This is a genomic window from Achromobacter sp. HNDS-1, from assembly GCF_040084795.1.
Taxonomy (GTDB): Bacteria; Pseudomonadota; Gammaproteobacteria; order Burkholderiales; family Burkholderiaceae_B; genus Achromobacter; species Achromobacter ruhlandii.
On sequence record NZ_CP157584.1, the window covers coordinates 123,871 to 147,896 of the forward strand.

25 protein-coding genes are annotated in these 24,026 nt (G+C 68.4%); 4 read left to right on the forward strand and 21 right to left on the reverse strand.

Features of this window, described 5'->3' with window-relative positions:
* Positions 1-4: 4 nt before the first annotated feature.
* Both ABFG95_RS00480 and surE read right to left on the reverse strand, forming a co-directional pair.
* Complete coding sequence (locus tag ABFG95_RS00480; protein ID WP_049073462.1) at positions 5-829, reverse strand: protein-L-isoaspartate(D-aspartate) O-methyltransferase; 825 nt, start codon at positions 827-829, stop codon at positions 5-7.
* The gene (gene surE / locus ABFG95_RS00485) at positions 814-1,572 is read right to left on the reverse strand and encodes a 5'/3'-nucleotidase SurE (RefSeq protein ID WP_049073461.1); all 759 of its coding nucleotides are present in this window, start codon (positions 1,570-1,572) and stop codon (positions 814-816) included. Before surE ends, ABFG95_RS00480 begins: the two co-directional genes overlap by 16 nt.
* Positions 1,573-1,750: 178 nt before the next feature.
* Here surE and plsY point away from each other — a divergent pair, with 178 nt between their 5' ends.
* Positions 1,751-2,392, forward strand: a complete 642-nt coding sequence (plsY, locus tag ABFG95_RS00490) for a glycerol-3-phosphate 1-O-acyltransferase PlsY (RefSeq protein WP_049073460.1) — start codon at positions 1,751-1,753, stop codon at positions 2,390-2,392.
* Positions 2,393-2,464: 72 nt separating this feature from the next.
* Here the strand turns inward: plsY and tsaD are convergent, their stop codons facing one another.
* Positions 2,465-3,496, reverse strand: coding sequence for a tRNA (adenosine(37)-N6)-threonylcarbamoyltransferase complex transferase subunit TsaD (gene tsaD, locus ABFG95_RS00495; RefSeq protein ID WP_054417515.1), 1,032 nt, complete (start codon positions 3,494-3,496; stop codon positions 2,465-2,467).
* A gap of 108 nt (positions 3,497-3,604) precedes the next feature.
* Here tsaD and ABFG95_RS00500 point away from each other — a divergent pair, with 108 nt between their 5' ends.
* Positions 3,605-4,897, forward strand: coding sequence for an NCS2 family permease (locus ABFG95_RS00500; protein ID WP_049073458.1), 1,293 nt, complete (start codon positions 3,605-3,607; stop codon positions 4,895-4,897).
* Between the two features lie 84 nt (positions 4,898-4,981).
* On the opposite strand, the gene ABFG95_RS00505 is transcribed toward ABFG95_RS00500, so the two are convergent.
* On the reverse strand, positions 4,982-5,338 hold the full coding sequence (locus ABFG95_RS00505; RefSeq protein ID WP_049073457.1) for a VOC family protein: 357 nt from the start codon (positions 5,336-5,338) through the stop codon (positions 4,982-4,984).
* Between the two features lie 325 nt (positions 5,339-5,663).
* On the opposite strand from ABFG95_RS00505, the gene ABFG95_RS00510 reads away from it, so the two are divergent.
* The gene (locus ABFG95_RS00510; RefSeq protein WP_049073456.1) at positions 5,664-6,686 is read left to right on the forward strand and encodes an LLM class flavin-dependent oxidoreductase; all 1,023 of its coding nucleotides are present in this window, start codon (positions 5,664-5,666) and stop codon (positions 6,684-6,686) included.
* A 191-nt stretch (positions 6,687-6,877) separates the two neighbouring features.
* A complete protein-coding gene (locus tag ABFG95_RS00515) occupies positions 6,878-7,252 on the forward strand; it encodes a thioredoxin family protein (RefSeq protein WP_059270767.1) in 375 nt (124 codons plus the stop codon).
* A gap of 32 nt (positions 7,253-7,284) precedes the next feature.
* Here the strand turns inward: ABFG95_RS00515 and ABFG95_RS00520 are convergent, their stop codons facing one another.
* The 17 genes from ABFG95_RS00520 to ABFG95_RS00600 all read right to left on the reverse strand — a co-directional run bounded on the left by ABFG95_RS00520 (position 7,285) and on the right by ABFG95_RS00600 (position 23,794).
* Positions 7,285-7,872, reverse strand: a complete 588-nt coding sequence (locus ABFG95_RS00520) for a YigZ family protein (protein ID WP_049073454.1) — start codon at positions 7,870-7,872, stop codon at positions 7,285-7,287.
* 73 nt (positions 7,873-7,945) lie between these two features.
* A complete protein-coding gene (locus tag ABFG95_RS00525; protein ID WP_278991081.1) occupies positions 7,946-8,761 on the reverse strand; it encodes a transporter substrate-binding domain-containing protein in 816 nt (271 codons plus the stop codon).
* Positions 8,762-8,769: 8 nt separating this feature from the next.
* Positions 8,770-9,543 (reverse strand): ABC transporter permease, encoded by a 774-nt coding sequence (locus ABFG95_RS00530; RefSeq protein WP_049073452.1) that lies wholly within the window; start codon positions 9,541-9,543, stop codon positions 8,770-8,772.
* A complete protein-coding gene (locus ABFG95_RS00535; RefSeq protein ID WP_049073451.1) occupies positions 9,540-10,538 on the reverse strand; it encodes an ABC transporter substrate-binding protein in 999 nt (332 codons plus the stop codon). The genes ABFG95_RS00530 and ABFG95_RS00535 overlap by 4 nt, the downstream gene beginning before the upstream one ends.
* A gap of 73 nt (positions 10,539-10,611) precedes the next feature.
* Positions 10,612-11,382, reverse strand: coding sequence for an ABC transporter ATP-binding protein (locus ABFG95_RS00540; protein WP_068980968.1), 771 nt, complete (start codon positions 11,380-11,382; stop codon positions 10,612-10,614).
* Positions 11,383-11,494: 112 nt separating this feature from the next.
* The gene (locus ABFG95_RS00545) at positions 11,495-12,712 is read right to left on the reverse strand and encodes an MFS transporter (RefSeq protein WP_238909851.1); all 1,218 of its coding nucleotides are present in this window, start codon (positions 12,710-12,712) and stop codon (positions 11,495-11,497) included.
* A 123-nt stretch (positions 12,713-12,835) separates the two neighbouring features.
* Entirely contained in the window at positions 12,836-14,440 is a 1,605-nt protein-coding gene (locus ABFG95_RS00550) for an ABC-F family ATPase (RefSeq protein ID WP_054417508.1), read from the reverse strand.
* A gap of 144 nt (positions 14,441-14,584) precedes the next feature.
* Positions 14,585-15,634: an LD-carboxypeptidase gene (locus ABFG95_RS00555; protein ID WP_063568983.1), complete on the reverse strand. Its 1,050-nt coding sequence runs from the start codon at positions 15,632-15,634 to the stop codon at positions 14,585-14,587.
* Positions 15,631-16,122 (reverse strand): tRNA adenosine(34) deaminase TadA, encoded by a 492-nt coding sequence (tadA, locus tag ABFG95_RS00560; protein WP_063581078.1) that lies wholly within the window; start codon positions 16,120-16,122, stop codon positions 15,631-15,633. The genes ABFG95_RS00555 and tadA overlap by 4 nt, the downstream gene beginning before the upstream one ends.
* Before the next feature lie 10 nt (positions 16,123-16,132).
* The gene (locus tag ABFG95_RS00565; protein WP_054417505.1) at positions 16,133-16,981 is read right to left on the reverse strand and encodes an HAD family hydrolase; all 849 of its coding nucleotides are present in this window, start codon (positions 16,979-16,981) and stop codon (positions 16,133-16,135) included.
* A gap of 114 nt (positions 16,982-17,095) precedes the next feature.
* Positions 17,096-17,596, reverse strand: a complete 501-nt coding sequence (locus ABFG95_RS00570) for a hypothetical protein (RefSeq protein ID WP_081330530.1) — start codon at positions 17,594-17,596, stop codon at positions 17,096-17,098.
* Positions 17,597-17,811: 215 nt separating this feature from the next.
* Positions 17,812-18,150: a monovalent cation/H(+) antiporter subunit G gene (gene mnhG, locus ABFG95_RS00575; RefSeq protein ID WP_049073442.1), complete on the reverse strand. Its 339-nt coding sequence runs from the start codon at positions 18,148-18,150 to the stop codon at positions 17,812-17,814.
* Positions 18,147-18,428, reverse strand: a complete 282-nt coding sequence (locus ABFG95_RS00580) for a K+/H+ antiporter subunit F (protein WP_049073441.1) — start codon at positions 18,426-18,428, stop codon at positions 18,147-18,149. Before ABFG95_RS00580 ends, mnhG begins: the two co-directional genes overlap by 4 nt.
* Positions 18,425-18,907 carry a Na+/H+ antiporter subunit E gene (locus ABFG95_RS00585; RefSeq protein ID WP_054417504.1) on the reverse strand — a complete coding sequence of 161 codons (483 nt, stop codon included), beginning with the start codon at positions 18,905-18,907 and terminating at the stop codon, positions 18,425-18,427. The genes ABFG95_RS00580 and ABFG95_RS00585 overlap by 4 nt, the downstream gene beginning before the upstream one ends.
* On the reverse strand, positions 18,907-20,538 hold the full coding sequence (locus tag ABFG95_RS00590) for a monovalent cation/H+ antiporter subunit D (RefSeq protein WP_049073439.1): 1,632 nt from the start codon (positions 20,536-20,538) through the stop codon (positions 18,907-18,909). Before ABFG95_RS00590 ends, ABFG95_RS00585 begins: the two co-directional genes overlap by 1 nt.
* A complete protein-coding gene (locus ABFG95_RS00595) occupies positions 20,535-20,879 on the reverse strand; it encodes a Na+/H+ antiporter subunit C (RefSeq protein ID WP_006227452.1) in 345 nt (114 codons plus the stop codon). The genes ABFG95_RS00590 and ABFG95_RS00595 overlap by 4 nt, the downstream gene beginning before the upstream one ends.
* Entirely contained in the window at positions 20,879-23,794 is a 2,916-nt protein-coding gene (locus tag ABFG95_RS00600; protein WP_054417502.1) for a monovalent cation/H+ antiporter subunit A, read from the reverse strand. The genes ABFG95_RS00595 and ABFG95_RS00600 overlap by 1 nt, the downstream gene beginning before the upstream one ends.
* Between the last annotated feature and the right edge of the window lie 232 nt (positions 23,795-24,026).

Here is a 24,026-nt window from a genome sequence, read left to right on the forward strand (position 1 = left end):
TTGCTCAAGATTGTATTCCGGCACGCAGCGGCACAAAGCGCACGGCCTCTAATTCAGTTCGTTTCCAGCTGGCCGCGCCGGTGCGTTCGATGAGCACCAGGCGCTGGTTGGCGCCCCCTTCGGGAGCGATCAGGCGGCCGCCCGGCGCAAGCTGCTGCAGCAGCGCCTGCGGGATGGTCAGGCCGGCGGCAGCCACAACGATAGCATCGAACGGCGCCACGCCGGGCAGGCCCAGCATGCCATCGCCATAGATCAAGCGGATGCGGGTGGTGAGCCGCAAGGCGCGCAGATGTTCGCGCGCCAGCTCGTACAGGCCGCGGATGCGTTCGATGGAATGCACCTCGCGCACGAACTGGGCCAGCACGGCGGCCTGGTAGCCGCAGCCGGCCCCCACTTCGAGCACGCGGGTGGGCGTGCGGTCTTCGCAGATGGTGGCGATCATGCGCGCCACCACCCACGGCTGCGAAATGGTCTGCGAATGGCCGATGGGCAGGGCCGCATCTTCGTAGGCGCGGCTGGCCAGCGCCTCGTCGACGAACAGATGGCGCGGCACCGCGGCCATGGCGTTGAGCACGCGCTCGTCGGTCACGCCCTGGACACGCAGGCGCTGCACCATCGCCTGGCGCAGCCGATCGGAGTTGAGCCCGAGGTTGCCGCCCGCCGACGGCGTGGGCGCCTTGGCCTGGCTTTGCAGCGTGGCGGCCGAGACGCGGGTGTTGCTGTTGGCCGGGGTGACGCCGGGGCTGAGCCGGCCGGAGTCGTACCGCACCGGGCTGGGCCGCCCGGGCACCGCCTGGGAGACGTCCGGCTGGCTTATGCGTCGGCGCATAGCGGCTCCGCCCAGGTCCGGATTTCGTCGAGCTGGCTGTGCTGGGTCAGGTCCAGCCGCAGCGGCGTGACCGACACCATGCCTTGCGCCACCGCGTGGAAGTCGGTGCCGGGCGCGGCGTCGGCCGCCTGCCCCACCGGGCCGATCCAGTAGACCGGATCGCCATAGGGGGTGGTGGTGCGCACCACCGGCTGCGACGGATGGCGCTTGCCCAGGCGCGTGACCTGGAAGCCGTGCATGTCGTCGAAGCGGCGGCTGGGGATGTTGACGTTCAGCAGCACCGGCGCGGCCAGCGGCTGCGCCAGGTGGCGCTCGACCACCAGGCGCGCGGCGCGGGCGGCGGACTCGATGTGTTCCCAGCCCTTCTCGGCCAGCGAGAAGGCGATGGCCGGAATGCCGAACAGGTAGCCTTCGCTGGCGGCCGCCACGGTGCCTGAATAGAGCGTGTCGTCGCCCATGTTGGCGCCGTTGTTGATGCCCGACACCACCAGGTCCGGGCGCGTGTCCATCAGCCCGGTCAGGGCGACGTGGACGCAGTCGGACGGCGTGCCGTTGACGGCGATGAAGCCGTTGGAGGCGGTGCGCACCGACAGCGGACGGTTCAGCGTCAGGGAATTGGAGGCGCCGCTGTGGTTGGTCTCGGGCGCGACGACGGTCAGGTCGCCCAGGCCTTGCAGCGCCTTGACCAGCGCTTCGAGCCCGGGGGCCGAGTAACCATCATCGTTCGAAACCAGAATTCGCATTGTGCATCCGAAAGAAAATAAAACACGGGTGGACCGGCTGGATTGTACCGTCCGCGGAAGGCGCCGGCATGTCCGGCCGTCCCGCCGCCGCGCCAGGGGCCGCCCCCGGCCCGGGCGACCGGGGTAGAATCCGCAGCCACCGAGACAATTGCACTCATAACAACGGATATCCTTACCCATGGCGATCACCGAACCCTCCCTGGCGTTCTCCGCGGCGCTCATCCTGCTGGCCTACCTGATCGGCTCCGTGCCTTTCGCCGTGGTGGTCAGCAAGCTCATGGGGCTGCAGGACCCCCGCAGCTACGGCTCCAAGAACCCCGGCGCCACCAATGTGCTGCGCACCGGCAACAAGACCGCCGCCGCGCTGACCCTGCTGGGCGACGCCGCCAAGGGCTGGTTCGCGGTCTGGCTGGCGCAGCGCCTGGCGCCCGGCATCGCCCCTGGCCCGCTGGCCGCGGTGGCCGTGGCGGCCTTCCTGGGCCATCTGTACCCGATTTTCCTGGGGTTCAAGGGCGGCAAGGGCGTGGCCACCGCGCTGGGCGTGCTGGTCGCCATCCAGCCGTGGCTGGCGGTCGCCACCGCGGCTACCTGGCTGATCATCGCGGTGTTCTTCCGCTATTCCTCGCTGGCCTCGCTGGTGGCCGCGTTCTTCGCGCCGGTCTACTACGTATTCGGCTCCGGCCTGGCGTGGTACGCCCAGCCGGCCATGGGCATCGCCCTGGCCATCATTGGCGTGCTGCTGTTCTACCGCCACCGCGCCAACATCACGCGCCTGGTGCAAGGCACCGAAAGCCGCATCGGCGGCGGCAAGAAGAAGTGATCCGCGCGCCGGCGCGGGCGGCGCGCCCGGAATAACAAAAGGGGGCCGAGGCCCCCTTTTTCATTGTCCGTCTCAGGCGATATCGGCCAGGTCCCAGCGCGGCCGCACCGTGAAGCCGTGGGCGTCCGGGTCCAGCGTCACCAGCCCCGCCTTGACCCGCTCGGCCGCCGCGAAGGCGATCATGGCGCCGTTGTCCGTGCACAACGACAGCGGCGGGAAATACGCCTGCGCCTTCAAGGGCTTGAGCGCGGCGGCCAGCCTGGCGCGCAGCAGCTGGTTGGCCCCCACCCCGCCCGCCACCACCAGGCGGCGCAGGCCGGTCTGTTTCAAGGCGCGGATCGACTTGGCGGCCAGCACCTCGACGATCGCGGCCTGGGTCGCCGCGGCCAGGTCGGCACGGGTCTGTTCGTCCAGCCCGCCGTCCTGCTCGGCGGCCTTGACCCGGGTCAGCACGGCGGTCTTCAGGCCGCTGAAGCTGAAATCCAGGTCGCCGCTGTGCAGCATGGGACGCGGCAGGTCGAAACGCGCGGCATCGCCCTGCTCCGCCAGCCGCGCCAGCGCGGGGCCGCCCGGGTAGCCCAGCCCCATCAGCTTGGCGGACTTGTCGAAGGCTTCGCCGGCGGCGTCGTCCAGGGTTTCGCCCAGCAATTCGTAGCGCCCCACCCCGTCCACCCGCATCAATTGCGTATGGCCGCCGGACACCAGCAGCGCCACGAAGGGGAAATCGGGCCGCGGGTCGGCCAGCATCGGCGACAGCAGGTGGCCTTCCAGGTGATGAATGGCGATGGCGGGCAGGCGGCGCGACCAGGCGAACGATTGCGCCACGCTGGCGCCCACCAGCAGCGCGCCCGCCAGCCCGGGCCCGGCCGTATACGCCACCGCGCCAATGTCCGACATTTCCAGGCCCGCCTCCTGCAGCACCTGGCGGGTCAGCGGCACCACGCGCCGGATATGGTCGCGCGAGGCGAGTTCGGGCACCACGCCCCCGTATTCCTGGTGCATGGCGATCTGGGTGTGCAGCGCGTGCGCGAGCAGGCCGCGTTCCGTACAGACGGCTGCGACGCCCGTTTCGTCGCAGGAGCTTTCAAAGCCGAGAATAATCATGGCGGCAGAGTTTACAACTGATGCGAAAATACGCCCGTTTACAAAATGACCGGGGGCGGCCAAGCCCCCTTCTCACCAACCAAGCCTGCAAGCACCCTGGGGACAAGAATGCTGGAGAAGCTATTCAACCTGCGTGAACACGGCACGACCGCGAGAACCGAGATCGTGGCCGGCCTGACGACATTCCTGACGATGTCGTACATCATCTTCGTGAACCCGGACATCCTGTCGTCCACCGGCATGGACCGCAGCGCCGTGTTCGTCGCCACCTGCCTGGCGGCCGCGCTGGGCTCGCTGGTGATGGCGCTGATCGCCAACTGGCCGATCGGCATGGCGCCGGGCATGGGGCTGAACGCCTTCTTCGCCTTCACCGTGGTCAAGACCATGGGCTACACCTGGGAGCAGGCGCTGGGCGCCGTGTTCATCTCGGGCGTGATCTTCCTGATCCTGACCATCTCGGGCATCCGTGTCTGGCTGGTCAAGGGCATCCCGCACTCGCTGCGCAGCGCCATCGCCGCCGGTATCGGCCTGTTCCTGGCCATTATCGCGCTGTCGAGCGCCGGCATCGTGGTGGCGCATCCGGCCACCAAGGTGACGCTGGGCGACCTGACCACGCCGGGGCCGCTGTTCGCCATCCTGGGCTTTTTCATCATCGCCTCGCTGGACGCGCTGCGCGTGCGCGGCGCCATCCTGATCGGCATCCTGGTGGTCACGGTGCTGTCGATGGCGCTGGGCTACAACGAATTCAAGGGCGTGTTCGCGGCGCCGCCGAGCCTGGCGCCGACGCTGTTCAAGATGGACATCCTGGGCGCGCTGCACACCGGCTTCGTGCACGTCATCCTGGTGTTCGTGCTGGTCGAAGTGTTCGACGCCACCGGCACGCTGGTGGGCGTGGCCAAGCGCGCCGGCCTGATGCCGGAGGGCCGTCCCAACCGCCTGGGCCGCGCGCTGTTCGCCGACAGCACCGCCATCGTCGCCGGCTCGATGCTGGGCACCAGCAGCACCACCGCTTATGTCGAAAGCGCCTCGGGCGTGCAGGCCGGCGGCCGCACCGGCCTGACCGCGCTGGTGGTGGCCCTGCTGTTCCTGGCCGCGCTGTTCATCTCGCCGCTGGCCGGCGCCGTGCCCGCCTACGCCACCGCGCCCGCCCTGCTCTACGTGGCCGGCCTGATGATGCGCGAGCTGATCGACATCGACTGGAACGACGTCTGCGAAGCCACCCCGGCCGCGCTGACCGCGCTGGTGATGCCGTTCACCTACTCCATCGCCAACGGCATCGCCTTCGGCTTCATCAGCTACGTGGTGCTCAAGACCGCGACCGGCCGCGTGCGCGACGTGCATCCGGCCACCTGGCTGGTGGCGATCCTGTTCGTGATCCGCTACGCGTTCTTCCCCGAATAACGCCGGCAAGGCATGCATGCAAAACCGCCGCGCTTCCGGTCCGGAAGGCGGCGGTTTTTTCATTGCCGGCGCTCGTGCCTGCCGTCAGGCCGTGGCCGTCCAGACCGCCAGCTCATAACCGTCCAGGTCGGTGAAGTGGAAGCGGCGGCCGCCGGGGAAATCGAAGGCCTCGCGGCTGATGCGGCCGCCCGCCGCCGTCACCCGGCGCTGCGCGTCGCCCAGGTCGTCGGCGTACAGGATCACCAGCGGCCCGCCCGGGCGCACCGGCTCGCCGGTGGTGAGGCCGCCCTTCAGCCGGCCATCGGTGAATTCCGTGTAGGTTGGCCCGTAGTCGGTGAACGACCAGCCGAAGGCCTCCCCGTAGAAGCGCTTGCTGCGCGCGATGTCCGCGACGTTGAATTCGATGTTGTCGATCTGGTGGTTGTTACCGGTGGCGCCCATGCGTGTCTCCCGAGGATATTGAACAAAACCGCATCATCCCCGATTCGCGGGGCCATGTCTTGGGGCGGGCCTGGGGACATGGGAACAATGCTTGCGGAGTCGAAATGACCACCATACCGGCACCACCGCGGCACCACCACCAGGGTGCCGGGCCGCCCGGCGAATCGTCGTCATTGAGCCCGGCTATCAACCCGCCGGCCCGCATGGTTGCTGGCGGGAGCGGTTGAATTCGCCGATACACTCCCCATGTATATAAGACCATGGAGCCGACCTTGTCCCACCACCACCCGCATTCCTGCCCCCGCGGCCACCGCGAGTCCCGCGTATGAGCACCCTCGCCCGCATCCCCTTCTCGGTGCTGGACCTGGCGCCGATCGTGCAAGGCCGCGACGCCGCCGACGCCTTCCGCAACAGCGTGGCGGTGGCGCAGCATGTCGAACGCCTGGGCTACAAGCGCTTCTGGCTGGCCGAGCACCACAACATCAACGGCGTGGCCAGCAGCGCCACGGCGGTGCTGATCGGCCACATCGCCGGGCACACCTCGACCCTGCGCGTCGGCTCGGGCGGCGTGATGCTGCCGAACCATGCGCCGCTGATCATCGCCGAGCAGTTCGGCACTCTCGAAACGCTTTACCCCGGCCGCATCGACCTGGGCCTGGGCCGCGCGCCCGGCAGCGATGGCGCCACCCAGCACGCGCTGCGCCGCGGCCCGCGCAGCGGCCTGGAATTCCCGGCGCTGGTCGAGGAGCTGCGCGGCTTTCTCGCGCCCTCGCGTCCCGGCCAGCCGGTGCGCGCGATTCCCGGCGAAGGCCTGGATATCCCCATCTGGCTGCTGGGTTCGAGCGATTTCAGCGCGCGGCTGGCGGCCGAACTGGGCCTGCCGTTCTCCTTCGCCGGCCACTTCTCGCCGGAAGGCATGGCGGCCATGCGCCTGTACCGTCACCTGTTCAAGCCGTCCGAGACCCTGACCCGTCCCTACGCCATGATCGGCGTGCCGGTCGTGGCCGCCCCCACCGACGAAGAGGCGCAGCGCCTGTCCACCACGCAGCAGCTCAAGTTCCTGTCGCTGGTGCGCGGCAACCGCCTGCAACTGCAGCCGCCGGTCGACAGCATGGACGGGCTGTGGAACGAATGGGAGCGCGAGGCGGTCAATCAAAGACTGGGCGCCGCGATCGTTGGCGGCCCCGAAACCGTCAAGCGCCGCCTGGAGGCCCTGGTGGCCGAGACGGAAGCCGACGAAGTCATGATCGTGTCGGATTTTTACGATATTGCCGACCGCCTGCGTTCCTTCGAGATCGTTGCGGCCCTCAAACAGGGCGAAGGCGTACCCACGACAACCGCGGCCTGAGGCCGGCGGCCGCGCGCCGCCAGCCTTGCCCAGCCGCAGACTGCGCTCACCATGGCGCCAACCATTGCGACCCGGCCGGTCCCCGCTCTACTATGGACTGGCAATACCGCGTCGCCACCTCCGGTGCGAGCCTGACTGCCCCGCGCCGCCGATACCGACACTTTGCGCCGCGCCCGCGGCAAGGATCCAAAATGAGTATTGTTGAACTCACCAAAGACAGCTTCCAGGAAGCCATTACGCCGGACGGCACCCTGATCGTGGACTTCTGGGCGCCCTGGTGTGGCCCCTGCCGCGGCTTCGCGCCGGTTTTCGAGCAGGCCGCCAACGAGCATCCCGACGTCACCTTTGCCAAGGTCAACACCGACGTCGAACAGGAACTGGCCGGCGCGCTGGGCATCCGCTCGATCCCCACGCTGATGGTGTTCCGCGAAAAAGTGCTGCTGTTCTCGCAGCCGGGCGCCCTGTCGGGCGGCCAGCTCAACGAACTGCTCACCAAGATCAAGGAAGTGGACATGGAAAAGGTCCACCAGGAAATCGCGGCCGCCCAGGACAGCCAGGACGCGTGATGGACAAGGGCCCTGCGGGGCCCTTGTGCGTTTTACGCCAGTTGTTCCCAGGCCGAGCGGCCGCGCGTGATGTTGGCCGCCGTCCTCTCCAGATCGGCGACCGCATCGCGCGGCGCCGTGAAGCGCAACGCGACGCCATCGGCGCCGAAATCCTCCTGCACGATCACCGCGCCGGCCTGCGCCAGCCGCGACTTCAAGAGCGGCAGCTCGGCAAAACCACAGGCGCACGCCACCGTGGCCAGGTCCACGATCTCGGCGCGCGGCCCGTTGCGCAGGCAGTTGGCGGCGCAACCGCCATAGGCCCGCACCAGTCCGCCGGCGCCCAGCTTGACGCCGCCGAACCAGCGCACCACCAGCACCGCCACGCGGTCCATGCCCTGCCCTTCGATCGCCTGCAGGATCGGGCGTCCGGCCGTGCCGCCGGGCTCGCCATCGTCATTGAAGCGGTACTCCTGGCCGATGCGGTAGGCCCAGCAGTTATGGGTGGCCTCGGGGTCGCTGTGCGCGGCGAAGAACGCCATGGCCTCGTCGATGCTGGAGACGGGCGCGGCGTGCGCGACAAAGCGGCTTTTCTTGATGTCTTCCTCGTGCGAGCAGACGGCGGTCAAGGTGGTGGTCATAGCGCGCCATTGTAAAGGCCGCGCCTCCCGAACCCGCGCGGCCCGTGCGAACGAAGCCGGCGCCGCGCGCGCCTCAACCGTGGCAGTCGGCGACTTCCTGGTCCAGATAGACGTCGAAAGCCACGTCGCGCGCCCACTTGGCCGGCAGCGCTTTCCAGGCGCCGGCCCGCGCCCATTCGCGCATGCGCTCGGCCAGCCAGGCCTGGCCGGCCGTGTCGGCCGCCGGCAGCAGCCAGACGCGTTCATGGCGCGCGCCATCGGCGGCAAGTGTGGCCGAGAACTTTTTCCATTCGGGAAAGCGCATCAGCGGTTCCCAGGCCGCGTCATCGATCAGGCCGATGTCGCAGCTGCCTTCGCGCACCGCCACCAGCGCATCCGACGGCACCCGGTAGGTGCGCACCACCGCGCCCCAGCTTTGCGCCAGCGCCTGCGCGCCGACCGCGGCCTCGGCCATGCAGACGCTGCGGCCGCGCGCATCCCCGCCCTGTCGCATGCGCGTGTCACTGCGGATTACCGCCTTGGGCCGCGCGGCATAGCCGGTTGCCACCGTCGCCAGTTCGCTCGGCAGCCCCGGCGGCGGCTGCGCGCGGTCTGCCAGCACCACGTCCACGTCGCCCGCGGCCAGCAGGCGGGCCGCATCGGCGGCCGCCACTTGCCGCAGGCGGAATGGCACGCCCAGTTCCTGCGCCAGCTTCTCGGCCATGGCGTGATCCAGCCCTTCGGGCGTGCGGATCTTGGCGCCGGCCTCGGGCGCGGGCGCCAGATACGGCACGCCCACCACCAATTCACCGCGCTGGCGCGCGGCCCCCAGGCCATCGGCCGGCTCTGCGCCGCTCGCCGCGCAGAGCAAGGCCGATGCGCCGATCAGGAGACGAAGCGCGCGCCGCATCCCGAACCTCACACGTATTGGTAGCGCAGCAGCCGGTGCTTGAGGTTCTCAAGCACGAACTGGTCGATCAGCGCGGCCAGCACCGCGATGACCAGGATGTTGGTCATGACGCCGGTCATGTCGGCAATTTCGCCCGAATAGGCCAGCGAGCGGCCCAGGCCCTTGCCGAAGCCGATCAGCATCTCGGCCGAGATCAGCGCGCGCCACGCATTGCCGAACGCCAGCTGGGCGCCGGTGATCAGCTCGGGCATGACGGCCGGCAGGTACACGCGCTTGACCAGGCCCCAGGGCGTGGCGCCCATGACGCGGGCGGCCGAGACGTGCACCCGCTGCACCGACTCGGTGGCGTTCATCACGCTCAGTGCCGCCGGGAAGAACGCCGACAGCGCCACCACCACGATGATGGGCGTGCTGCCGAAACCCATCACGATCAGGAACAGCGGCACCCAGGCGATCGACGGGATCGACTGCAGGATGACGATGGCGCTGCGCAGCACTTCGCGAAAGAAGAACAGCACCGCCGCCACCAGGCCGAAACCGATGCCCGCCGCCAGCGCCAGGCCGTAGCCCGCGCCCAGCCGGCCGAGCGTGCCCATCAGACTCTGGTGGAACGATTGCTTGCCCAGGTCTTCGAACAGGCGTTCGAGCACCGCCGGCACGCCCGGCATCAGGAAATCGGGCAAGGCGAACGCCGCCGCCTGCCACAGCGCCAGGATGAACAGGACGCCCAGCACGCCCGCCAGATGCTTGCGGGCGCCGGTCACACGGGTCGATGCGCTCAAAGCTTGCGAGCCTCTTGCCAGGACAGGTCGACGATGCTGGAGACGTCATACGGCTTGCCGTCGCGCGTCTTGAGCGAGCCCTGGGCCTGCAGGATGTCGGCGATCTCCTGCATGCGCTTGGTGTCCTTCTCGGTCAGCTTGGGCGTGAACACCTGCGTGCTGATGGCCTCGGCGATCACGGTCTCGCGCGGCAGCTCGCCACGGTTCAGGGTCTTGAGCGTGGGCTCGGCGATAAAGTACGAGGCGATCAGCTTGGAGGCCTGGGCCGGCTCCTTCTGCAGCAGCGCGATGGCCTGGTTCTGCGCGTCCAGCGCCTTCCAGACGTCGTCCTTGCGCTTGGCCAGCGTCTCGCCCGAGGTGATCACCACCATGCACGGGAACGGCCAGGCCTGGCCCACTTCGTAGATCTGCTTGACCGGCGCCACCAGTTGGGCGATACGGTCGTAGGGTTCGAACAGGAAGGCCGCGTCGACGCGCTTGCCCACCAGCGACTGCACCGCCACCGCCGGGCTCACGCCCATCACGTTGACGTCGTCCGCGCCCAGGTTGCCCTGCTTGAGCACCACCCCCTTGAGCACCACGTCGGCGGTGCTGCCCTCGGCCTGCGAGGCCAGCGTCTTGCCCTTCAGGCCGGCGATGTCCTTGATGCCCGAGTCGTCGCGCACGATCAGCGAGTGGTAGCCCTGCTGCGCGCCGCCCACCACCTTCAGGTCCGCGCCCTTGGAGGCCCAGGCCACGGCATTGGTGAAGCCCAGCACGCCGATGTCCAGCTGTCCGCCGACGATGGCCTTGATCAGGTCGGTGCCCGACTTGAACTCGATCAGCTCGGCATCCAGGCCGGCCTTCTTGTAGTAGCCGCCCTCCTGCGCCACGATGGCCTGCGCGTCGTCCATCACGCGCAGGTAACCGACGCGGAATTTCTCGGCGGCCATGGCGGGCGCCGCGGCCAGGAGCGCCGCGGCCAGCGGCAGGGACAGCCATTGCTTGAATTTCATGAGAAAGGCTCCAGGGAATCGAGGATGGCCGACGCCCAGCGGCGCCGCCCGTGAACCGGAAAATCGAAGGGGATCAGGCGGCCAGCGCCAGATCGGAATGCGCCGCCGCGCCGTCGACCGCGATGCCGAGCAGGCGCAGGATCTCGCGCTTCTCGGCGGCCAGATCGGACAGGTCGTGGCTCTTGGCGCGGTGCGCCAGGTTGAATTCGCGCAGCACGCGCGCCGGACGCGGGCTGAACACCACGATGCGGTCGGCCAGGAACAGCGCCTCGTCGACGTCGTGGGTCACCAGCAGCACGGTGGGTTTTTCCTGCGCAATCAGCTGGCGCAGCACGTCCTGCAGCGCCAGACGCGTCAGCGCGTCGAGCGCGCCGAAGGGTTCGTCCATCAACATGGTCTGCGGCTGCGCGATGAAGGCGCGGGCCAGCGCCGCGCGCTGGCGCATGCCGCCGGACACCTGGTGCGGGTAATAGTGTTCGAAGCCGGCCAGGCTGACGCGCGCCAGCCACTCGCGCGCCGCCACGCGGGCGCGCTTCTTCGGGGTTTTCTGGAATTCCAGCGCCAGCGCCACGTTGTCTTCCAGCGTCAGCCAGGGATAGAGCGCATGTTCCTGGAACACCAGCGTGCGGCTGGGATGCGGGCCGGTCACGGCCTTGCCGTCGGCCAGCACCTGCCCTTGCGTGGGCTTTTCCAGACCGGCGGCCAGGTGCAGCAGGGTCGACTTGCCGCAGCCGGACGGGCCGACCAGCGCGACCAGCTCGCCGGTCTTGAATTCGCTGGTGAAGCCGTCGACGACCGGCAGGTCGCCGAAGTGCTTGTGGACGTGGTCGAAAGTCAGGTTCATGGAACGAATCGTGGGCGCGCGTGGGGAACGGGCCTAATCTAACAATTCGTTATATGAATCCAAACGATCAATATCGAATGTTCTTAAGACTTGCGGTTATAAACAAAGCACCTCAGGCCGCCGCCTGCGCGCGGCTGGCGTGGCGCTGCAGTCCGAATGCGATCAGGAAGCCGAGCAGCACCGCCACCGCGGCGGACAGGAAGATCGCCGGATAGCCGAAACCGCCGGAGATATAACCCGCCACCGGACCGGTCGCGCCCAGCGCCAGGTCCAGGAAGGCCGAATACGCCCCCAACGCCGCGCCGCGGCTGCCGGCCGGCACGCGCGCCACGGCCTCGACGCCGATGGCCGGGAACACCAGCGCGAAGCCGCAGCCGGTCAGGGCCGCGCCCACCAGCGCGGCGCCGGGATTGGGCGCCAGCCACAGCAGCGCCAGGCCCGCCGCTTCCACCAGGAACGACACCTGCGCCACCTTGAAGCCGCCAAAGCGCGTGATAGTGCCGGCGAACAGCAGGCGCACCCCGATAAAGGCGCAGCCGAACGCGCTGAGCGCGTGCGCCGCCCCCTCCCACGAGAAGCTGGCGTAGTACAGCGCCACGAAGGCCGCCAGCGTGCCGAAGCCGACCGAGCCCAGCCCCAGCGCCATGCCATGCGGGAACACCCGCAGCACCACGCTCTTGAAGGCCATGCGATGCCCGCCGACGATGGCCACCGCGGCCCGCGCCAGCGCCAGCCCCAGGCCGGCCAGGCCCAGCAGCAGCACCGCGCCGCCCAACGCGCCCATGCTCCATTCGGTTTCCAGGTAGACGCCCAGCGGCGCGCCCAGCGCCAGCCCGCCGTAGGTGCAGATGCCGTTCCAGGAGATCACCCGCGCCGTGTGCAGCGGACCGACCCGGGCAATCGCCCAGGTGGCCGAGCCGGTGCCGACCCAGCTTTCGCCAAAGCCCAGCGCCAGCCGGCTGACGATGATGGCGCCCAGGCTGAGCCAGGCGCTGCGTTCAAAGGCATAGGCCAGCAGCAGGAACACGCCGCTGGCGGCGCAGGCCGCCATGCCGATGACCACGGTCTGCTTGGGGCCGACCGTGTCGGCCATGCGGCCGGCGTGCGAACGGCTCAGCAGCGTGGCCACGTACTGCACGCTGATGGCCAGCCCCGCCAGCACCGAGCCGTAGCCGAGCTGGCCGTGCACGTAGCCAGGCAACACCGCCAGCGGCAGGCCGATGGCGAGATAACAGATGAAGGTGAAAAAGGCGATCGCGACGATGCGCGCGGTCAAGGCGAACGTCCCGATGGGCTGGCCATCGGGCGTGGTATGCGGTGTGGGAGACATGTCGGACGGGGTGGAACCTGGCGCAACGGGCCAGGGTTTACCCGGATGATAGCCCAGCAGGATTGCGGCAGGCTGAACGCGCGCCAGCCCGCGGCATGGGCGCGGGGCTCAAGGCCCCGGTTGTCAGGCTTCGATTCCGCGCGAGGACAGGTAGTCTTCGTAGCCGCCGCGGTAGTCGACGATCTCGCCCGTGGGCAGGATCTCGATCACGCGGGTGGCCAGGCCCGACACGAATTCGCGGTCGTGCGAGACGAACACCAGCGTGCCTTCGTACTTTTCCAGCGCGAACTGCAGCGATTCGATCGATTCCATGTCCAGGTGGTTGGTCGGCTCGTCGAGCAGCATGACGTTGTGGCGGCCCAGCATCAGGCGGCCGAAGGTCATGCGGTTCTTTTCGCCGCCGGACAGCACCTTGGGCGCCTTGGGCAGGTCGTCCGCCGAGAACAGCAGGCGGCCCAGCACCGAACGGATCGACTGGTCGTCGTCGCCCGGCTGGCGATGGTCGCCCATCCAGTCGAGCAGGTTAATGTCGGTCTGCAGGAATTGATCCGACACGTCCTGGGCCATGTAGCCCAGGTCCGCGTTTTCCGACCACTTGACGCTGCCGGCGTCCGGCGCGAGGTCCGTGGCCAGCAAGCGCAGCAAGGTGGTCTTGCCGACGCCGTTGGCGCCGATGATGGCGATCTTCTCGCCGGCATCGACCATGGCCGAGAAGTTGCGGATCACGGGCGCGTCGTAGGACTTGGACAGGTTCTCGACCGTGACCGCCAGGCGGTGCATGACCTTGTTCTGCTCGAAGCGGATGTACGGGTTCTGGCGCGACGACGGCTTGACCACGACCTGCTCGGCCTTGATGCGGTCGATCTGCTTCAGACGCGAGGTGGCCTGGCGCGACTTGGACTTGTTGGCGGCGAAGCGGCGCACGAAGTCCTGCAGTTCGGCCACGCGTTCCTTGGCCTTGGCGTTGTTGGCCACCAGTCGCTCGCGCGCCTGGGTCGAGGCCAGCATGTAGTCGTCGTAGTTGCCCGGGTAGATGCGGATCTCGCCATAGTCCAGGTCGGCCATGTGGGTGCAGACCTGGTTCAGGAAGTGGCGGTCGTGGCTGATGATGATCATCGTGCTCTGGTAGCTGTTGAGCACGTTTTCCAGCCAGCGGATGGTGTTGATGTCCAGGTTGTTGGTCGGTTCGTCCAGCAGCAGCACGTCCGGGTTCGAGAACAGCGCCTGCGCCAGCAGCACCCGCAGCTTCCAGCCCGGCGCCACTTCGCGCATCGGCAGGTTGTGCTGGTCCACGGCGATTTCCAGGCCCAGCAGCAGCTCGCCGGCGCGGGCTTCGGCGGTGTAGCCGTCATATTCGGCGAACTTGGCTTCCAGGTCGGCCGCGCGCATGTAGTCGTCTTCCGACGCTTCCGGGTTGGCGTAGATCGCGTCGCGCTCGGACATCGCGGCCCACATCTCGGTGTGACCCATCATCACCACATCCAGCACGCGCAGGTCCTCGAAAGCGAACTGGTCCTGGCGCAGCTTGCCCAGGCGCACGCCCGGCTCCAGCGAGACGTTGCCGGCCGACGACTCCAGGTCGCCGCCGATGATCTTCATGAACGTCGACTTGCCGGACCCGTTGGCCCCGATCAGCCCGTAGCGGTTGCCTTCCCCGAACTTGACGCTGACGTTCTCGAAAAGGGGCTTGGGACCGAACTGGATGGTGAGATTGGCGGTGGATATCACGGTGTTTTAGCAGCGGGAGAATGGATGTGGCGCCAGGATGGCGCGACAACGCCGGCATGCGGCGAAACCCGATAGTGTACCAAGGCCGGATGGCAAACCGCCCGGCGCGAGCCGGGCGGTCGGAAAAACCGGGCGGGCCGGGGCCTAGTGATGGTGTTCGTCCAGCACCAGGTGGGCCAGGCCCTTTTCGGTGGCGATGCCGACCTTCTGGCCGATCGGCAGCGTCGCCTTGGTGGCCACGTGGCCGTACGGCAGGCCGGTCACCACCGGCACCTTGACCGTCTTGCGCAGCCAGGCCACCACTTCGTGCAGGTCGTAGCCCTTGTCGTGCGGCGCCAGCTTGTAGTCCGAGAAGCGGCCCAGCACGATGGCCTTCTGCTTGCCCAGGATGCCCGCCTGCCACAGCTGGATCAGCATGCGCTCGATGCGGTACGGATGCTCGGCCACGTCTTCCAGGAACAGGATGCCGCCGCGCACCTTGGGCATGTAGGGGGTACCCACCAGCGAGGTCAACATCGCCAGGTTGCCGCCCCACAGGATGCCGCGGCAATCGACCGGGTCGGCGTCCTGGGTCTCGAAACTGAGGATTTCCAGTTCGCCGCGCATCACTTCACCGAACAGCGCTTCGGTCAGGTCGTCGACCTTCTTGCCGCCGAAGTCGTAGATGGCGGTGGCGCCGGTGTAGCTGACCGCGCCGGTCTGCGCCAGCAGCGCCAGGTTGAAAGCGGTGAAATCGCTCATGCCGACGAAGCGCTTGCCGCTGTCGGCCATGGCCTTCCAGTCGATCGCGTGCAGCAGCCGGCCCATGCCGTAGCCGCCGCGCGTCACCATGACGATCGGCAGTTTCTGCTTGGCGGCGCGCGTCAGGCTGGCCAGGCGCTGGGCGTCGGTGCCGGCAAAGCGCTGGTGCTCGGCCAGCGCGGTGCGGTCCAGCGCGGTCTTGAAGCCCTGCGCGGCCAGGCGCTCGCGCGCCAGTTCGACGGTCTGCGGGTCGCGCACCGCCGACGACGGCGAGATCAGGTAGATGCCGCGGGCGTCCGGGAAGCCGTGGACGTGGCCCGGCTCGTGGTCGTGGCTGTGATCGTGGCCGCAGGCCTCGTCGCATTCGTGGTCGTGATCGTGGCTGGCGTGGTCATGCGCCGGGGCGGCGGCCGCCTTGGCGGCGCGCGCCTTGGCGCCTCGGGTGTTGCTCATGCGATGGATTCCTTGGCGCGGCGTTCGCGGAAGAACCGGCGCAGCAGCTCGCCGCAGGGTTCCGCCAGCACGCCGCCGGTGACTGAAGTGTGATGATTGAGTTTGGGCACCGAGCCCACGTCCAGCACGCTGCCGCAGGCGCCGGTCTTGGGGTCGTAGGCGCCGAACACCACCCGCGCCAGGCGCGCGTGCAGCATGGCGCCGATGCACATGACGCAGGGCTCCAGCGTGACGTACACGGTGATGCCCGGCAGGCGGTAGTTTTCCAGCGCGCGCGCGGCGCCGCGCAAGGCGACGATCTCGGCGTGCGCGGTGGGGTCGTGGTCGATGATGGTGCGGTTGTAGCCGCGCCCCAGGATGTCGCCCTGGGCCGAGACCACCAGCGCGCCCACCGGCACCTCGCCGATGTCATAGGCCGCCCGCGCCTGTTCCAGCGCCAGCGTCATGAACTCGGCATCCTGCGCGGTCCAGGGCGGCACGGCCGCCATGGCAAGCGGCTCAACCACGGTACACCCGCGATTTGAGCGCGATGCGGCCGGCCAGGCTGGTCACGGCCTCTTCCAGCCACTGGTAGAGTTCGGCGTTCTCGTCGTAGCGCGCCTGGTTCAGGTTCGACACCCGGCCTTCCTCGATGAAGCCCCAGGCGCGGCTGCGCTTGTCGCGGTGCTTCGGATCCCAGACGCCGAAGGCGTAGCCGCCGGCGCGCCGGATCAGCGAGAAGCACGGGATGTCGGTGTAGCCGTCGCCGACGAACACCATCTGGTCGAACGGCACCCGCAGGCGGTCCTCGGGCACCTTGCGGTTGACCTCGAACGGCTTGTTGCGGAAATCGCGGCCGATGATGCCCTTCTGGATGTGGAACAGGTAGCGCGTCTTGTCGGTAAAGCTGACGATGCGGCGCGGAAACTCGATGCCGCCGTCGGCGCCGTAGGTGAATTCGGAGGCCCAGATCTCGGTGAACTCGTGCGCGATGGGCGTGGAGCGCACCACGTCGCCGATGCCGCTGGAAATCAGGTAGAACTCCAGCTGCACCTGCGGCTGCGCCGCCCGCACCGCGGCGCGCAGCCGCTGGAACAGCGTGACCACGCCATCGTGCAGTTCGAGTCGCGCGCCCCAGTCGCGCAGCCGCTGCTGCGTGATGAGGCCATGCGTGCCAGCGCGCGAGAGCTGGATCATCTGGTAGAGATAGGCCGGGACCGGGTCCCAGTCCTGGTTGGACAGCAGCGGGTCGACCTGGTCTTTCCAGAAGGACGCCGTGTCCACCCCGATGCTGTCCAGGAAACCGGACGTGCTGTCCGAGGCCAGCGTGTCGTCGAAGTCGAAAATCAGGGCGATGACGTCGGACATGGATATACGTAAGTAAGGGCGACAGCCGCCATTTTGCCTGATTGTGGCGGCGGCCGGGCCCCGTGGCCGCGGGGAAAGGACGCGCCGCGCCCTCCCTTGGCCCGCCCAGCGCGGTTACTGGCGCATCGGCGCGGGCGGCGGCGCCATGCCCGGGGCCGGCGCCATGCCGGGCGCGGTGGCCGGCGGCGGAGGCGGCGGCACCGTGCCGGCGGTGCCGGCCGGCACCTGGATCACGGTTTCACGCAGCACGCCGCCGCCTTGCACGCTGCCGCGCACCTGGGTCGGCGAGGTCATCTGCGTGATGCAATCCTGGCGCGAATCGGCCGGCAGGCGGTTGCAGCGATCCAGCATGTTCTGCTGGTGCTGGTCGGTGGTGCCATCGCTCAGTTGCTTGCGCATGGCTTCCTGGCGAGCGGCGCCGGCCTCGCGCATGCAGGCGGCGCGGTCCTGACCGGTGCTGCCGTTCTTGCAAGCCGCCACATCCTGTTCGTATTGCGCCTGGATGCCGGCGCGACCGATCGGGTCGGCCGCCTGCGCCGCTCCCGCGGCCAGCATCAGGCCTGCCGCGCAAAGGGATGCCGCAAGGCGTTTGGTGTGCATGGGACGTACATTCATGGCCAGCTCCTTGGAGAAAAGAAGATTGAACCCGGACGGCGCGGCCTCGTGGACCGGCGCCATCTGCTTGATACAACTATCCCACGATGACGCGACGGGGACATGTCCAGCAACGTGCAATCGTAAGCCGAAGTTTCCGATGCTGCGACGCAATATTCATTGCGCCCGCGCAACTTGTCCCCAGATGGCCAGTGTTCTGTCCCTTTCTTGCCCGCCTAGCGCGCGTCCAGGTCGGCGTCGGCCTTGGTCAAACGGTTACGGTATACCGCGGCGCGCATCAGCAGCATCGCCGTCACCGGCGACGAGACGACCAGCAGCAGCGTGATGATCACTTCGTGGAACACCGGCCGCGCGGACAGCACCGAGAACACCAGGATCGAGGCGGCCAGCACGCAGCCGCAGCCCATCGTGTTGCCCAGCGTCGGAGCATGGATGCGGGCATAGAAGGTGCGAAAGCGCAGCAGGCCGGCCGAGCCGGTCAGGGCCAGCAGGCCCCCCAGCACCAGGAGGATGCTGGCCGGGATGCTCGCCCACAGCGGAAGGGTCTCGATCATGGCTCGATCACCTCGCCGCGCAGCAGGAAGCGGGCCATGGCCGTGGAGCCCACGAACCCGAACAGCGCGATCAGCAGCGCAATGTCGAAATACACCGACGTGCCCGAGCGGATGCCGAACACCAGCATGGTCAGCATGCCGTTGATGTAGAGCGTGTCCAGCGCCAGCACGCGGTCCTGCGCGGTCGGGCCGCGCAACAGGCGGATGGTGGCGAACACCATGCCCAGCGCGAAGCACACCAGGGCAAAGGACGCCGCCCAATACAGTATGGCGTTCATTCGAATATCTCCATCAAGGGGCGCTCGTAGCGGTCTTGCACCAGGCGCACCCAGTCTTCCTCGTTCTGCAGGTCGAGCACGTGCAGCTTGAGGCGGTGGTCATCGCCCAGTTCGACCCAGACGGTGCCGGGCGTGTAGGTGACGATGCAGGCCAGCATGGCCAGGCCGTGCGGGTCGCGCATGGTCAGCGGGATCTTGATGAACCCGGGCGAAAAATCATTGGGCCGCGGGTTCAGGATCAGCTTGCCGACCGCGATGTTGGATTTGATGATGTCGGCCGTCACGTGCAGGAACAGCGGTATCACTTTCCACAGGCGCCGCGGCCGCGCCTTCAATGGCCGCAGGCGCGAGGCGGCCCAGGTGAACCACAGGGCCAGCGCCACGCCCAGCGCGATCTGGCCGGCCGACAGGCTTTCGTTCAGCACCAGCCACAGGACGAACAGGAACACCGGCAGGAAGAGGAAATACAGTCGGCGCATCAGCTTCCTCCTTGCGCGGCGCGCACCGTCTGCGCGGACATGACGGCGTCGATATAGCTCTTGGGCTGGTCCAGCGAACGCGCGGCATCGTCCAGGTAGGCCGACACCGGGCCCGCGCCGGCCGCCAGGCCCACGCACAGCAGCAGCAGGACCGCGACCGGCCCCGCCTCGATCAGCCGCAGGCGCGGCGTGCTGCGGTCGTCGCTGGCCCAGAAAACGCGGATGCCGGTGCGGCCCAGGCCGATCAGGCCCGCCAGGCCGGACACCAGCACCGCGGCCACCAGGATCCAGGCATCCATCGGCGGCGCCGATTCGTTGGCCGCCGAGACCGCCGCCGACAACAGCGAGAACTTGGCCACGAAGCCCGACAGCGGCGGCAAGCCGGTCACCAGCAAGGCGCAGCAGATGAACGCCAGCCCAAGAAAGGCCATGGCCGCCGGAATGGCGACGCCAACCACGTCATCGGAACGATTCACCGAGGTCGGGTCGTCCAGGTCGAAGGCGTCCAGCGTCACCGCCAGCACGTTGGCGCCGAAGCTGCGGGTGCGTTCGATCAGTTCGGCCAGCATGAAGAAAGCGCCTGTGGTCAGCACCGAACTGATCAGGTAGAAGAGCGCCGGGCCGGTCAGCGTCACGCCGGGCATGCCCAGCGCCGTCAGCAGCGTGCCGGCCGAGACGATGACGCAATAGCCCACCATCTTCTCGAGCTGCTGCGTGGCCAGCAGGCCCAGGCCGCCGAACAGCAGCGTGGCCAAGCCGGCCGCGAACATCCAGTCCAGGCTGAACGCCGCCGGCGCGCCGCTCGGCAGCAGCAGCGAACCAATGCGCAGCAGCGCGTAGATGCCGACCTTGGTCATGATCGAGAACATGGCCGCGATTGGCGCGCCGGCCGAGCCGTAGCCCTTGACCAGCCAGAAGTTCAGCGGCCAGGCGCCCGCCTTCACCAGGAAGGCCACGCCGAGAATGGCGGCGCCGGCCTCGAACAGCATGCGGTCGGAACCGGTCAGATTGCCGGCGCGCAGGGCCAGGTCGGCCATGTTGAGCGTGCCGCTAACGCCATAGATCAGCGCAATGCTGATCAACAGCAGGAACGAGGCCACCAGGTTGACCGCGATGTACTGCAGGCCGGCGCTGACACGCGCCACGCCCGAGCCGTGCAGCAGCAGGCCGTAGGACGCGGCCAGCAGCACTTCGAAGAACACGAACAGGTTGAACAGGTCGCCGGTCAGGAAGGCGCCATTCAGGCCCATCAGCAGGAACTGGAACAGCGAATGGAAATGCACCCCCGCACGGTCCCAGCGCGCCAGCGCATAGGTCAGCGTGGCCAGGCCCAGCACCGCGGTCAGGGTCAGCATGACCGCGGCCAGGCGGTCCACCACCAGCACGATGCCGAACGGCGCGGGCCAGTCGCCCACCAGGTACACGCCGACGCCGTCCGGCCAGACGCCCGGCACCCCGCCCCCGGCGACCGCCAGCAAGGCGATGGCCGCGGCCAGTTGCGCCAACGTGGACAGCACGGCGATGGTGCCGCGCGCATAGCGGCTGGTGTCGGCCAGCAGCAGCATCACCGCGCCGGCCAGCAGCGGCGTGATGATGGGCAGGATAGGAAGATGTTGCAGCCAGAAACTCAAGATTGGGACTCCCGTCCATCGACGTGGTCGGTGCCCGTCAAGCCGCGCGAAGCCAACAGCACCACCAAAAACAGCGCGGTGGTGGCAAAGCCGATCACGATGGCCGTCAGCACCAGGGCCTGCGGCAGCGGATCGGCATACCAGGAAGGATCATGGGCCATGGCCGGATCCACCACCGGCGGCCGGCCCGAGGTCAGGCGGCCCATGCCGAAGATGAACAGGTTGACCGCGTAGGAAACCAGCGACAGGCCCATGATGAACTGGAAGGTGCGCGGCCGCAGCAGCAGCCAGACCCCCGAGCCCGCCAGGACGCCGATCGCGACGGCGTAAATCAATTCCATCAGGCTTCCCCCGTTTGTGCGGCGGCCGCCTGGCTTTCGGCGACTGCCTTGCGTTGCGCGCGCAGCGATTGGTGAGCCAGCGCCACCAGCACCAGCACGGTGGATCCGACCACCAGCATATAGACGCCCAGGTCGAACAGCAGCACGCTGGACAGGTGCACGTGGCCGACCAGCGGCAAGGCGACGTCCCAGGCCAGCGCGGCCAGGAATGGCTTGTAGGCCAGCCAGGCGGCCACCGCCGCCGTGCCGGCGAACAGCAGGCCGATGCCGATCCAGTTCTGCGGGTTCAGGCGGCTGCGCGACTCGACCCAGTAGACCCCGCCCACCATGTACTGCAGGATCACGGCGGTGGCGAAGACCAGGCCGCCGACGAATCCGCCGCCCGGCTGGTTGTGGCCGCGCAGCAGGAAATAGACCGAGATCAGCGCCGCGGTCGGCAGCAGCAGGCGCACCAGCACCGTGGGCACCATCATCGGACCGGTCGGCACCACCGACTTGATATCGGGCGCGGCCGGCACCGGGCCGTCCTGGTCGATCTGCTGGCGCGGCAGGTCGGCGCTCTCGGGCGCCGGACGGAAGCGGCGCAGCAGCGCGTATACCGTCAGCGCCACGATGCCCAGCACGGTGATTTCGCCGAAGGTATCGAAGCCGCGGAAGTCCACCAGGATCACGTTGACCACGTTGGTGCCGCCGCCGTCGGGCAGCGCGCGGTCGACGAAATACGAGGAGATGGTGTCGGTCTGCGGCCGCACCAGCACCGCATAGGCCAGCGCCGCCATGCCGGTGCCGGCGGCGGTGGCCAGCAGCAGGTCGCGCAGGCGGCGGCCACGGGCCCGCAGCGTGGCGCCCAGGCCCTCATCCTCGTCCTGCGCGATACGGCGCGGCAGCCAGCGCAGGCCCAGCAGCAACAGCACCACGGTCACCACTTCGACCGACAACTGCGTCAGGGCCAGGTCGGGCGCGGAGAACCAGACGAACGTGAGACAGGTCACCAGCCCCGCGCCGCCGGCCAGCGCCAGCGACGCCAGGCGGTGGTACTTGGCCTGGTAGGCGGCCGCCACGGCGCAGACGCAGCCCACCAGCCACAGCAAGGCGAACGCCGGGTCCACCGCGGCGGCGCGGCCGGTGCCGTCCAGCCAGCCGCCGGCGCGCAGCGGCAGCCAGGCCACGAACAGCGTGCCCAGCACGATCAGCACCATCTGCACCTGCAGGCGCGACGACGCCAGCCAGCGCAACAGCCAGGCGGCGGCCACGCTGGAGCCGTCCAGCAGCGCTTCGAAAGAACGACGGCCGTCCAGGCGGTAGATGAACGGCACCCGGCCCGGATTGGCGCGCTGGTGCGCGCGCAACGCCAGGTACAGGATCACGCCAGCGGTCATGGCCACGAAGCTCATCACCAGCGGCAGGTTGACGCCATGCCACACCGCCAGGCTGTATTCGGGCATGTCGGCGCCCAGGATGCTTTGCGCGGCGGTGGCCAGGAACGGGCCGAGCGTCAGGCCCGGCAGGATGCCCACCACCAGGCACATCAGCACCAGCAGGCCGCTGGGCAGCAGCATCCAGCCGGGCGGCTCGTGCGGCGCGCGCGGCAGGTCGGTCGCCGGCGGGCCGAAGAACACCTGCAGGATGAAGCGCAGCGAATAGGCCACGCTGAAGGCGCCCGCCACCGTGGCCGCCAGGGGCAGGCCCACTTTCGTGATCATGTCGCCGCTGACGAAGGTGGTCTCGGCGAAGAACATTTCCTTGGAGATGAAGCCGTTGAGCAGCGGCACCCCGGCCATCGAGGCCGCCGCCACCATGGCCAGCGTGGCCGTGATCGGCATGGCCTTGTACAGACCGGACAGCCGGCTCAGGTCGCGCGTGCCGGTCTCGTGGTCGACAATGCCCGCCGCCATGAACAGCGAGGCCTTGAAGGTGGCGTGGTTGACCATGTGGAACACCGCCGCCACCAGCGCCAGCGAGCTGTTCAGCCCCAGCAGCAAGGTGATCAGGCCGAGGTGGCTGATGGTCGAATACGCCAGCACCCCTTTCATATCCTGCTGGAAGATGGCGGCATAGCCGCCCAGCACCAGCGTGATCAGCCCGGCGCCGCCGATGATCCAGAACCACTCATCGGTGCCCGCCAGCACCGGCCAGAAGCGCGCCAGCAGGAACACCCCGGCCTTCACCATGGTGGCCGAATGCAGGTAGGCCGACACCGGCGTAGGCGCGGCCATGGCGTTGGGGAGCCAGAAATGGAACGGGAACTGCGCGCTCTTGGTCAGCGCGCCCAGCGCCACCAGCACCAGCACGGCGGGATACCAGGGGTCGGCGCGCACCAGGTCGCCGGCGGCCAGCACGCGGTCCATGTCGTAGCTGCCGACGATGTGGCCCAGGATCAGCACCCCGGCCAGCAGGCACAGGCCGCCCGCGCCGGTCACTGTCAGCGCCATGCGGGCGCCGCGGCGGGCATCCAGGCGGTGGTGCCAGTAGGCGATCAGCATGAACGAGGCCAGGCTGGTCATTTCCCAGAACATGACCAACTGGATCAGGTTGCCCGACAGCACCACGCCCAGCATGGCGGCCATGAAGGCCTGGAAGAAGGAGAAGAAGCGCGGCACCGGGTCTTCCGGCGACATGTAGTAGCGCGCGTACAGCACCACCAGCGCCCCCATGCCGGAGACGATCAGCGCGAACAGCCAGGCGTAGCCGTCCATGCGCAAGGTGAACTGCAGCCCCAGGGCGGGCGCCCAGGGCATGTCGACGCGGATCACGCCGCCGCCGGCCACCTGCGGATAGAGACTGGCGACCAGAACCGCGCAAGCCAGGGCGATGATGCCCGCCAACCAGGCCTCGGCATTGCGGGCGTTGGAAGGCAGCAGCGCGGCGCACAGGCTGCCGGCAAACGGCAGAGCGAGGATCAGTATCAGCGACATGGCGTTCCGAGAATGTCCGGGCCCCCTCCCGCCAGCGCGACAGCGAGAGACGAAACGAACCGGGGATTGAATAACGGACGGAACCCTGGCCCGGTGCGTCGCTGCACTACACGTTGCCCCGCGGGGACATCAACCAACGCCCCATTGAACGGCGCAGACAGAAACAAACGCAATAGCTTTCTTGCAAGACCGGCCAAGAATCTCATCCGAAAAATATCAGATTCTTGTAAGT